The sequence below is a fragment of the Acidimicrobiia bacterium genome (assembly GCA_036271555.1).
In the GTDB taxonomy this organism is placed as follows: Bacteria; Actinomycetota; Acidimicrobiia; order IMCC26256; family PALSA-610; genus DATBAK01.
This window is the reverse complement of record DATBAK010000027.1, coordinates 1-11,445: the sequence shown is the minus strand read 5'-3', so window position 1 is coordinate 11,445 and position 11,445 is coordinate 1. Positions and strand designations below refer to the sequence as shown.

11 protein-coding genes are annotated in these 11,445 nt (G+C 70.4%); 2 read left to right on the top strand and 9 right to left on the bottom strand.

Going from position 1 to position 11,445, the window contains the following annotated elements; all coding sequences use genetic code 11:
* Nucleotides 1–27 precede the first annotated feature (27 nt).
* The 9 genes from VH914_08255 to VH914_08215 all read right to left on the bottom strand — a co-directional run bounded on the left by VH914_08255 (nucleotide 28) and on the right by VH914_08215 (nucleotide 9,833).
* Nucleotides 28–984 (bottom strand): NAD-dependent epimerase/dehydratase family protein, encoded by a 957-nt coding sequence (locus tag VH914_08255; protein HEX4491178.1) that lies wholly within the window; start codon nucleotides 982–984, stop codon nucleotides 28–30.
* A 55-nt stretch (nucleotides 985–1,039) separates the two neighbouring features.
* Complete coding sequence (locus VH914_08250; GenBank protein ID HEX4491177.1) at nucleotides 1,040–2,125, bottom strand: NDP-sugar synthase; 1,086 nt, start codon at nucleotides 2,123–2,125, stop codon at nucleotides 1,040–1,042.
* A complete protein-coding gene (locus tag VH914_08245; protein HEX4491176.1) occupies nucleotides 2,122–2,916 on the bottom strand; it encodes a hypothetical protein in 795 nt (264 codons plus the stop codon). Before VH914_08245 ends, VH914_08250 begins: the two co-directional genes overlap by 4 nt.
* 13 nt (nucleotides 2,917–2,929) lie before the next feature.
* A complete protein-coding gene (locus VH914_08240; GenBank protein HEX4491175.1) occupies nucleotides 2,930–3,835 on the bottom strand; it encodes a glycosyltransferase family 2 protein in 906 nt (301 codons plus the stop codon).
* Nucleotides 3,822–4,526, bottom strand: coding sequence for a glycosyltransferase family 2 protein (locus VH914_08235; protein HEX4491174.1), 705 nt, complete (start codon nucleotides 4,524–4,526; stop codon nucleotides 3,822–3,824). Before VH914_08235 ends, VH914_08240 begins: the two co-directional genes overlap by 14 nt.
* A gap of 174 nt (nucleotides 4,527–4,700) precedes the next feature.
* Nucleotides 4,701–5,648: a UDP-glucuronic acid decarboxylase family protein gene (locus tag VH914_08230; GenBank protein ID HEX4491173.1), complete on the bottom strand. Its 948-nt coding sequence runs from the start codon at nucleotides 5,646–5,648 to the stop codon at nucleotides 4,701–4,703.
* Entirely contained in the window at nucleotides 5,648–6,940 is a 1,293-nt protein-coding gene (locus VH914_08225) for a UDP-glucose/GDP-mannose dehydrogenase family protein (protein HEX4491172.1), read from the bottom strand. The genes VH914_08230 and VH914_08225 overlap by 1 nt, the downstream gene beginning before the upstream one ends.
* 130 nt (nucleotides 6,941–7,070) lie before the next feature.
* A complete protein-coding gene (locus tag VH914_08220; GenBank protein HEX4491171.1) occupies nucleotides 7,071–8,564 on the bottom strand; it encodes an LCP family protein in 1,494 nt (497 codons plus the stop codon).
* Nucleotides 8,565–8,690: 126 nt separating this feature from the next.
* On the bottom strand, nucleotides 8,691–9,833 hold the full coding sequence (locus VH914_08215) for an acyl-CoA dehydrogenase family protein (GenBank protein HEX4491170.1): 1,143 nt from the start codon (nucleotides 9,831–9,833) through the stop codon (nucleotides 8,691–8,693).
* Between the two features lie 74 nt (nucleotides 9,834–9,907).
* Between VH914_08215 and VH914_08210 the strand changes: the two genes are divergently transcribed.
* Both VH914_08210 and VH914_08205 read left to right on the top strand, forming a co-directional pair.
* A complete protein-coding gene (locus VH914_08210) occupies nucleotides 9,908–11,155 on the top strand; it encodes an anthranilate synthase component I family protein (GenBank protein ID HEX4491169.1) in 1,248 nt (415 codons plus the stop codon).
* A 15-nt stretch (nucleotides 11,156–11,170) separates the two neighbouring features.
* Nucleotides 11,171–11,445, top strand: a 275-nt coding sequence (locus VH914_08205; protein HEX4491168.1) for an aminotransferase class IV, incomplete at its 3' end; no start/stop codon positions are given.

Sequence of the window (11,445 nt, the reverse complement as noted above, 5' to 3'; positions counted from 1 at the left end):
TCGGCCGGCGCAGCCGGGAAACGCGGCTCAGGCGGTGGCGGCGAGCGCGCGGAAGTGCTCGAGCGTGCGGCCCAGGCCTCCGTCGAGCGACGTCCACGGCTTCCAGCCGAGGTGGATCTCGGCGCGGCCGGGGTCGAGCGCCGACCGTTCGAGCTCGCCGAGCCGCGCGGGCTCGTGGCGCGGCTTGCGCTTCACCTTCGCGAGGCGCGCCATCGCCTGGTAGAGCTGGACGACGTTCGTCTCGACACCGGTACCGATGTTCAGGAGCAGCCCGCCGCCCTTGTCGGACGCGCGCACGAACGCGTCGACGACGTCGTCGACGAAGACGAAGTCGCGCGTCTGCAGCCCGTCGCCGAAGATGATCGACGTCTCGCTCTGCAGCAGCTTCCCCGCGAAGATCGCGACGACGCCGGCCTCACCGTGGGGATCCTGGCGCGGTCCGTACACGTTCGCGAGTGCGAGCGCGGTGAACTCGAGACCGCGTGCCTCGCGGTAGAAGCGGAGGTAGTCGCCGACGACCCTCTTCGCGACGCCGTAGGGAGACTCGGGCAGCTGCGGCGCGGTCTCGGGCGTCGGGATCTGGTCGGGCGTGCCGTAGATCGTGCCGCCCGACGACGCGAACACGACTTTCTTCACCTTCGCCGCGACCGCGGACTCGAGCACGTTGAGCGAGCCGAGGATGTTCACCTCGGCATCGAGGATCGGATCCGCAACCGACACGCGCACGTCGATCTGCGCCGCGAGGTGGAAGATCACGTCGGGGTCGGCGCGCGTGATCACGTCGCGCAGGCCGGTCGAGCGGACGTCCATGCGGTGGAACGAGAACCGGCGATCGCCGACCGCACGCGCGTCGGCGAGGTTGCCGAGCCGCCCGGTCGAGAGGTCGTCGACCGCGTCGACCGACCAGCCCTCCGCAAGCAGACGGTCCACCAGCGTCGAGCCGATGAACCCCGCGCCCCCGGTGACGAGCGCCTTGTTCGCCATGTCGTGCCTCTCACTCCCGCCCGCGTCCGGCGGGCCCGCAATTGTGTCCTCGTGCCTACTCGGCGGGCGGCACGCGACCACCCGAGATCCGGGTGCCGGCCGCGATGTGCACGCCCGCGCCGATCAAGGTCACGTCGGTCAGCACGACCTCGGGCTTGAGGATCGCGTCGGCTCCGAGGACCGAATCGGTGACGATCGCGCGCTCCGAGACCTGGGCGCCGGCGAAGACCACGGAGCGTTCCACCCGGGCCCCGGCTCCGACCACGGCGCCGGCACCGACGGCCGAGGCCGTGACCGACGCGCCGGCCTCGATGCGGGCACCCGGACCGACGAGGACCGGACCGGTGAGGCGGGCCTCGGGGTCGACGTCGGCGATGCCCTGCGTCCAGACACCCGCAGGCCCTTCGACCGCGCCCGGGGCGGGCAGCGCGCCGACCGTGCCCGCGAGCAGGTCGGCGTGAGCCTGGAGGTACTTCGCGGGCGTCCCCATGTCGAGCCAGTAGCCCGCGCCGTTCCACGCGTAGAGGCAGTTGCGGGTCTCGACCATGCGCGGGAAGGTCTCGCGCTCGATCGACACGTTCACGCGCTTCGGGATGCGTTCCATGAGCCCGGGCTCGAGGATGTAGATGCCCGCGTTGATCCAGTTCGTCGGTGCGAGATCACGCGGTGGCTTCTCGATGAAGCCGACGACCTCGCCGTCGTCACGCGTCGGCACGACACCGAACGCCGACGGATCGTCGACCTGCGTCAGCGCGATCGTCGCCTGCGCGGCGCTCGTCTCGTGGAAACGCAGCATCGCGGAGAGATCGAAGTCGGTGAGGATGTCGCCGTTGCAGACGATGAAGACGTCGTCGATGCCGTCGGCCGCGAAGCGGATCCCGCCCGCGGTGCCGAGCGGCTTCGGCTCCACCGCGTACGTCAGACGAATGCCCCCGCAGCGCCCCTCGGGGAAGTGGACGGTGAACGCGTCGGGCAGGTAGCCGAGCGACAGCACGACCTCGTCGACACCGTGCGACTCCAGCCACGCGAGCTGCCGTTCGAGGAACGGCTGGTTCGCGATCGGCAGCAGCGACTTCGGCGTCGTGAACGTGAGCGGCCGCAGGCGCGTGCCTTCGCCCCCCACGAGGACGACCGCTTTCATGGCGTCGAGGTGGTCGTTGCCCCCGTCGTCGTCGCCGTGGACGCGCTGGTGGTGGGCGACGTCTGGCCCGGCGAGGTGACGCCGGGTTGCGTCGCGCCGGGCGAGCTCGGCACGGGCTCGGTCGGATTCGTCTGGCCGAGGATGTCCTGGAGCGCGGCGTACGACGGGATCTGGGTCTTGGGCGGCATCTTGGCGTCGGCGGTCGTGAACACGAGCTCCACCGCGTCCCCGTCGAAGAGCTTGTAGTCGGCAGGGTTGCCCTGCTTCTCCTTGCCGTTGACGGCCCAGCGCAGCACGCCCGGCTTGCCGTCGCACTTGGTGCCGTTCTTCTCGTTCACGTTCACGAAGTCGATCGAGGTCTGACCGAGCTTCCAGCCGCCGTACTTGAAGTAGCGGCCGAGGGTCGCGTTCTTGCCCTCGTCCTCGGTGCCCGAAGGCTCCATGTGGATGAGCCCGTCACCGTGGCTGTGGAGACCGGCGTACAGCAGGCCGCCCGAGCCGGCGCGCGCCGGCGCGCCCGCGCCGACCGCCGATGCCGACGAGACGTTGCCGGGCGGCCACGCCCAGTTCGGCACCCACGTGCCGCAGTCGTCGACGCCGAGCGCGGCGTGCCAGTGGTCGTTCAATGTCGGCCCGACGTTGCTCGTGGTGGTCGAGCGGCTCAACGCGACGGCGAGCACACCGCCCACCACGATGACGAACGCCAGCGAGTACCAGAGGGTGTTGTTGCCGGCCCGAGCCTTTTTCGGGCTCTGATACGTGCGGCGCTTGTTGCGAGACGACTTCCCCATGACCGGAGGCAGGCTAGCCGGTGACCTTCGGCATGCTCGGCCGGCCCCAGGCGTGTTGGGCCATCGCGGCGATGCACCGAACGAGCAGCACGGGCGCGAGCGGCACGAGCAGGATCCGCCGCCAGCCGCGGTAGCGGCGCGTCGCGAACCGCCAGACCGAGCGGTGGTGCTCGGCGATCATCCGGTACGGGCGCTTCGAGGTGCTCGCGCCCTGGACGTGCACCACCTCGCCGGCCGGCTCGTAGCGGACGTGCCACCCGGCCCGGCGCAGGCGCAGGCACAGGTCGAAGTCCTCCATGTACATGAAGTAGCGCTCGTCCCATCCGCCGACGTCGTCGAGCGCCTCGCGGCGCAGCCACATCGCCGCGCCCGAGATCCAGTCGACGTCGCGCGACTCCGTCGGGTCGACGTCGAGCTGGCGGTAGCGACGGGTCCACGGGTTCGTCTTCCACACGAGCCCGAGCGCGGCGTGCCCGAGCGCGACGAACAGGCCCGGGTCGGAGCGCGCCGACGGATAGACCGAGCCGTCGAGGTTCAGCATTCGCGGACCGACCGCGCCGAGACGCGCGTCGGCGGCGAACGCCGCGAGCATCGCCGCGGCGACTCCCGCATGCAGCTCGAGGTCGCCGTTCAGCACCGCGACGATCGGCGCGTCGGTGGCGGCGATGCCGAGGTTCGCCGCGCGCGCGTAGCCGACGTTGCCCGGTGCCGGCAGCAGGCGCACCTCGGGCATCGCGACGCGCAGCCGGTCGGTCGATCCGTCCGTCGACGCGTTGTCGACGACGACGAGGTCGGGCGGACCCGCGCTCGTCTCCGCGACCATCGAGCGAAGACTCGGCTCGAGCACGTCGCCGTAGTTGTAGGTGGGGACGACGGCGGCCCAGCGCGTCAGCCGCGCCGCCGGCTCACTCGACGACACGACACTTGATGAGCATCCAGAGCGCCGCGAATCCGTCGTGCCACGCGATCTTCTTGCCTTCGTGGAACTCGCGGCCCGCGTACGAGATCGGCACCTCGTAGATGCGGATGCGGCGCTTGAGAATCTTCGCGGTGATCTCGGGCTCGATGTCGAAGCGGTCGGCCTTCAGCTCGAGACCCTCGAGCACCGAGCGGTCGATGAGCTTGTAACAGGTCTCCATGTCGGAGAGCGTCGTGTTGTAGAGCACGTTCGTCACGAGCGACAGGAAGCGGTTCCCGACCCAGTGCAGGAACAACATGTTGCGGCGCTCGCCCGTGAAGCGCGAGCCGTACACGACGACGGCCTTGCCGCGCAGCACCGGCGCGAGCAGCTTCGGCCAGTCCTCGGGGTCGTACTCGAGGTCGGCGTCCTGGATGAGCACGAGGTCGCCGCTGCTGTGCGCGAAGCCGGTGCGCACCGCCGCGCCCTTGCCGCGGTTCGTGCCGTGCGTGACGACGCGCACCGTGCTGTCGTTCAGCTGGTGCAACACGTCGACGCTGCCGTCGGTGCTGCCGTCGTCGACGATGACGATCTCGCGGTCGAGTCCCGCGGGCAGCTCGACGGCGCGCATGCGGCGCACGATCTCGGCGACCGTGTTTCGCTCGTTCAGCACCGGCACGATGACCGAGAGCTTCTTGTACGCGATGCTCACGGTCGCACTCGCTGCGCTCGCCGCTCCTGGCGCCTCAGTCGCCGGCACGGACGAGCCGCGAAGCGACTCGCCCGTCGTGGCGGCACCGCTTCTGCTGTTGCCGGCCCCGGGCTGCTCACCGGGACGATGTCTAGCGCGTAGTCGTGGTCAGCTCGCGATGCAGGCGCGAACTGCTCATATGCCTTTCCGCGCGCGTTCCTTCTGGTACCACTCGTAGGTGCGCTCGAGCCCGATCCGCAGCGGGATCGCCGGCTCCCAACCGAGCGCTTCGCGCGCGAGCGTGATGTCGGGACGACGTCGCGTTGGGTCGTCGACCGGCAACGGCTCGTGCACGATCTCGGACGCCGACCCGGTCAGCTCGAGCACGAGTCGCGCGAGCTCCGACACCGTGAACTCGTCGGGATTGCCGATGTTCACCGGTCCGACCACGTCCGAGTCGAGCAGCGCGAGGATGCCGCGCACTTCGTCCTCGACGAAGCAGTACGAACGGGTCTGGCTGCCGTCGCCGTAGATCGTGAGCGGCCGGCCCTCCATCGCCTGCACGAGGAAGTTCGACACGACGCGGCCGTCGGCGGAGCGCAGCCGCGGCCCGTACGTGTTGAAGATGCGCACGATGCCGATGTCGAGCCCGAGCTCGCGGTGATACGCCATCGTGAGCGTCTCCGCGAAGCGCTTCGCCTCGTCGTACACCGAGCGGGGACCGATCGGGTTGACGTTGCCCCAGTACGACTCGACCTGCGGGTGCACCTGCGGCTCGCCGTAGACCTCGCTCGTCGACGCGAGCAGCAGGCGCGCGTCGTTCGCGCGCGTGAGCTCGAGCGCGCGGCGCGTGCCGAGCGATCCCGCGTCGAGCGTCTCGAACGGATGCGCGAGGTACTCGAAGGGACTCGCGCAGCTCGCGAAGTGCATCACCGCGTCGACGCGCCCGGACACGGGCATGTCGACCGACACGTCGCACTCGACGAGCTCGAAGCGCCGCTCGTCTTCCAGGTGGGCGACGTTCTCGCGCCGGCCGGTGATGAAGTTGTCGAGGCAGACGACCTCGTCGCCCCGTTCGATCAGCGTGTCGCAGAGGTGCGATCCGACGAAACCCGCACCGCCGGTCACGACGATCCGCGCCATCAGCGCCCGACCCCGGTGTACACGAATCCGCGGCGTCGCAGCGCGGCGGGGTCGAGCAGATTGCGGGTGTCGACGATCGCGGGCGACGCCATGGTCGAGCGCACGCGGTCGAAATCGAGCCAGCGGAACTCGTCCCATTCGGTCAGCACGGCGAGCACGTGCGCACCATCGCACACTTCGAAGGCGTCCGCGCAGACCTCGATGCCCGCGGGCATGCGATCGGTGCCCGTGTCGACGGCGGGGTCGTAGCCGCGCACCTTCGCGCCGAGCTCGACGAGCCGGCGCGCGATCACGAGTGCCGGTGAGTCGCGCATGTCGTCGGTGTCGGCCTTGAACGTGAGGCCCCAGACCGCGACGCGCAGCCCGTCGACGTCGCCGCCGGCCGCGTGCACGATCTTCGACACCATGCGCTCGTGCTGCGCGCGGTTGACCTCTTGCACACCTTCGAGCAGACCGAAGTCGTAGCCCGCCTGCGTCGCGGTGTACATGAGCGCGGCGGTGTCCTTCGGGAAGCACGACCCGCCGTAGCCCGGACCGGGGTGCAGGAACTCGAAGCCGATGCGCTTGTCGTAGCCCATGCCGAGCGCGACCTCGCGCACGTCGGCGTCGACCGACTCGCAGAGGTTCGCGATCGCGTTGATGAACGAGATCTTCGTGGCGAGGAACGCGTTGGACGCGTACTTGATCATCTCCGCGGACGCGGGGTCGGTGACGAGCACCGGCGCGCGGACCGCGCGGTAGAGGTCGGAGATGCGCACCGCGGCCGCGGGGTCGTCGCAGCCGATCACGATGCGGTCGGGGTTCAGGAAGTCGCGGACCGCCGCGCCCTCGCGCAGGAACTCGGGGTTCGAGGCGACGGTCACGCGGTCGAGCGCGGCACCGGACTCGCCGAGGATCTGCTGCACGCGCCGCGTCGAGCCGACGGGCATCGTCGACTTGTTCACGACGCACGCGCCCGACGCGAGCGCGGGCGCGATCTCGCGCGCCGCGGTCTCGACGTACGAGAGGTCGGCCGCGCCGTCATCGCCCTGGGGCGTCGGCACGCAGAGGAAGACGAGCTCCGCGCCGCCGACCGCCTTCGCGGCCCCGACGACGAACGAGAGCCGGCGCGCCGCGAGCCCCGCGCCGACGAGCTGCGGCAGACCTTCCTCACGGATCGGGATGTCGCCGGCGTTGAGCCGCTTCACCCGGTCCACGTCGATGTCGGCACAGGCGACGTCGTGGCCCAGCGAGGCCAGGCAGGCGGCGGTCGTCAGGCCGACATAACCCGCTCCGATGACGGCGACCTTCACGCCCGGCTCCTTGCAGAGTTCACGGTGGACTCATCGGCACCCGCGCCCCCCGACGCAAGTCGAACCCGGTGCGGCCACGGGGATGCGGGCTGAGTCTAGGAGGCCCTTTCGTATCCCTGTCGGGGCCTCGTCAGCCGCAGCCGACCTGGGGCTTTCCGGCGACGGTGGTCGGCGTGGTGAGGCCCGGCGTCGAGCCGGGGTTCGCGGGCAGCGTGCTGCTCGTCGAGGAGACGACGGTCGGGTGCGAGCCCGGCTTGGACACCGCCTGGATGTTGAAGTCCCGGCCGAGCACCACGAGCACCTGGGCCGACGCGCTGCTCGCGCTCGGGAGCGCCACGAGCTTGCCGACGCCCAGATACGACGCGACGACCTGGGCCTTGCCGAGCGCGCCGGGCACGTAGCGCACCTCGGTCTGCGCGTAGTCGCTCCGGTCGGCGTCACCGGCGGCGCCACCGTCGGCGAAACCGAAGCCGGTGAGCGCCGTCTTCGTCGCCCCCGCGATGCCTTTCACGCCCGAGCCGTTCAGAACCTGGACCGTGATGTCGTTCGGCGCGATGTCGGGCACCTTGGCCGGCTTCGTCTGCGAGATGAAGGTCCGCAGCTGCTGCAGGTACGGCGCCGCCTTCGCCTGATCGATGAAGAGCACGTCGTTGCCGTCGACATGACCCTCGGTGACCGGGAGCGTGTCCATCACCACCGCCGTCGGGTCCACGCTGCGGAACGCGCGCACGAGCGAGAGGAAGTCGTTCAGACCCATGCCGCTGTCACGCACGAGGTTCGGCACCGTCTTCTGGAGCAACGCCTTGGCGGTGAACGGGTTGCGCGCGCCCTTGCTGATCGCCTCCTGCGCGAGCGAGCGGATGAAGTACTGCTGGCGGCGGATGCGCCCGAAGTCGGAGTCGGGCTCCTCGTACCAGTTGTTCGGGTCGGAACCACCGTGCGACGCGGTGGGGTACTTGTAGTGGCGCGAGCGCACGTACTCGAGCGCTTCGAGACCGTTCAGCGCGACGCACCCCGGGTTCTTGATGTACAGACCGGTGTACTTGTCGAACGCGGGGGTCGGGAAGAAGATGTGCACCGAGCCGATCGCGTCCACCATCTGCGCGAAGGTCGCGAAGCCGACCTCGAGATAGTGGTTGATCGTGACGTCGAAGTTCTGCTCGATCGTCTGGATCAACGTCGTCGGGCCGAAGTTGTACGCCGCGTTGATCCGCTGCTGACCGTGGCCCGGGATGTTCACCCAGAGGTCGCGTGGGATCGAGAGCAGGAAGCCTTTGTTCGGCGCCTTCGGATCGATGTGGGCGACCATGATCGTGTCCGACCGCTGGCCGGTCTGGTACTTCGGGTCGCCGAAGTGCTCCTGCGCGATCGGGTCGTTCACGAACGCGCGGCTGTCCGAACCGACGATGAGATAGTTCGCGGGCTGCGTGGGCTTGACGTCCGGCAGCACCTTCTTGTCGATCACGACCGACTTCGTGTGGTTCACGATCTGGTCGTTCGCGAACCAGTACGCGTAGCCGATGCCGCCCGCGGTGATGACCGACACGACGAGGAGGGCGGTGACGAAGCGGGCGGCGAACGCATGCCACTGCGACCGCAGCGACTCTGCTCGGAGGGGGGCCACAGCGCGTCGAGCGTAGTGGCCGAGGCCGCCATCTCCATGGTCACGCTCGCTGCGCTCGCCGCTCCGCGACGCGCGATGGGAGCGAGTCGGGCGGTCCGCGAACCGCCCGTTCCGGCGCGAGCGCTACTACTCCACGGGCAGGTCGAGGCCCCGGGCCAGCACCAGGCGCTGGATCTCACTCGTGCCTTCGCCGATCTCGAGGATCTTCGCGTCGCGGTACAGGCGACTCACCGGCGAATCCTCCATGAAGCCGTAGCCGCCGTGGATCTGCACCGCGTCGCGCGTCGCGCTCACCGCGACCTCGCTCGAGTAGAGCTTCGCCATCGCCGCGGCCTGACGGTGCGGCCGACCCTGATCGCGCAGCCACGCGGCCTTGTACGTGAGGTTGCGCGCGTTCTCGACGGCGAGCGCCATGTCGCTGCACTTGAACGCGATCGACTGGAAGCGGCCGATCGGTCCGCCGAACGCCTGGCGCTCGCGCGCGTACGCGAGCGACGCGTCGAGACATGCCTGCGCGAGGCCGACCGCGAGCGCGGCGATCGCGACGCGACCGCCGTCGAGGATCGCGAGGAACGTCTGGAAGCCGCGGCCGCGCGCACCGAGCAGATGGTCCGCGGGAACGCGGCACTCGCTGAAGTTGAGCTCGTGCGTGTCGCTCGCGTGCCAGCCGAGCTTCCGGTACGGCGGCGCGACCTCGAAGCCGGGCGCGCCCGCGTCGACCACGATGTTCGAGATCTCGTCGGGGCCCGTGCGCGCGGTGATCGTCACGCACTTCGTGATCGCCGTACCCGAGTTCGTGATGAACGTCTTGCTGCCGTCGACGACCCACTCGTCGCCGTCGAGCGTCGCCTTCGTGCGCGTCGCGCCGGCGTCCGAGCCCGCTTCGGCCTCGGTGAGACCGAAGGCACCGAGCACACGGCCCGCCACCATCGGCACGAGGTACTCCTGCTTCTGCGCTTCGGTACCCGACAGGAAGAACGGGGTCGCGCCGAGGCTGACGCCGGCTTCGAGCGTGATCGCCATCGACGAGTCGACGCGCGCGATCTCCTCGATCGCGAGGCAGTACGTGAGGAAGTCGCTGTCGGAGCCGCCGTACTCGGCCGGGAACGGCAGTCCGAAGAGACCGAGCTCCCCCATGGCGAGCACGGTGTCGACCGGAAACACCTCGTCGCGGTCCCACTGCGCGGCGTGCGGCGCGATCTCCGACTCGGCGAAGTCGCGCACGACCTTCCGGAACTGTTCCTGCTCCTCTGAGAGGTCGTAGTTCATGGTCGCCATTGTGGCGTTCCGGCGGGAGCGCGCGAGCGGCGAACGCCCGCGAGTGCGGCCGGTAAACTCCGTGGGTGCAGGCGCTGTCGGTACCTGCCCTGCTCGAGCAGCTGTCGCTCGAGGCGGGTGTTGCGGTCGTCCGGGACGGCGCGAGCACGATCGTCGCCGCCGAGCCCGCCCACGTGCGGGTCGCCCACGGGGTCGACGGCTTCCGTGCGCTCGACGCCATCGAGCGCGAAGGCGGCTGGTGGGCCGGCTTCCTCGCCTACGACCTCGGCCGGGCGGTCGAGCGGGTCGTGCCCTGGGCCGCGGCCGATCGCGCCATCCCCGACCTCGCGCTCGCGCGCTACGACGCGTGCGTGCGCTTCACGCCCGGCGAGGAGCCGGTCGTCGAAGGCACCGGGCTCGCGCGGCTGTGCCTCGAGCGCGCACTGTGGAATGCGCGCCGCTCGGAGCTGCGAACGCAACCGGTCGGCCTCGAGCACTGGACGTCGAGCCTCGACCGCGTCGCGTACGTCGAGGGCGTGAAGTCGATCCACGGTCTGCTCGACGCGGGCGAGTGCTACCAGGTGAACCTCACGCGCCGACTCTCGACACCGCGCGCCGCGGATCCGCGCGCGCTCTACCTCGCGCTCGACCGGCAGAACCCCGCGCCGCACCTCGCGCTGATGACGTTCGGTCGCGAAGCGCCGTACTGCCCGGCGGTCGTGTGCGCGTCACCCGAGCTGTTCCTCTCACTGCGCGGCACGCGCGTGACGACGCGACCGATCAAGGGCACGCACGCGGATCGCGCGGCGCTGCTCGGCAGCACGAAGGACCGCGCCGAGCACGTGATGATCGTCGATCTCGCGCGCAACGACCTCGGGCGCGTGTGCGAGCCGGGCTCCGTGCGCACGCTCGAGCTCGCCGCGCTCGAGGAGCACCCGGGCCTGTTCCACCTCGTGAGCACGATCGAGGGGCGCCGGCGCGAGTCGGTCGGGCTCGCCGACCTGATCCACGCGACCTTCCCGCCCGCGTCGATCACCGGCGCGCCGAAGCCGCGCGTGATGCAGGCGATCGAGGACCTCGAGCCGGTTCGGCGCGGCGTGTACTGCGGCGCGATCGGATGGATCGACGTCGACGAGCGCGCCGCGGAGCTCGCGGTCGCGATCCGCACGTTCACGATCAGCGGCGGCCACACCGACCTCGGCGTCGGCGGCGGGATCGTGGCCGACTCCGATGCCCGGAGCGAGTGGGCGGAGACCGAGCTGAAGGCGGCGCGACTGCTCGCAGCCGCGGGTCCCGACGGCGCGTCGGTCGCACCGACGTCGGCGCGACCCTGAGCGATTCGTGATCGCGTGATCGTCTGGGTCGACGGCGAGCTCGTCGAGGCCGGCGCGGCGCGGCTCTCGCCGCTCGACCGCGGTCTCGTCGTCGGCGACGGCGTCTTCGAGACGCTGCGCGTGTACGGCGGCGTGCCGTTTGCCTGGCGCCGTCACCTCGAACGGCTCGCGCACTCGGCCGCCGGACTCGGCATCTCGCTGCCGTCGACGGGCGACCTGCGCGCCGCGGCCGACGCGGTGCTCACCGCGAACGACCTGCGCGAGGCGCGCCTGCGGCTCACGGTCACCGC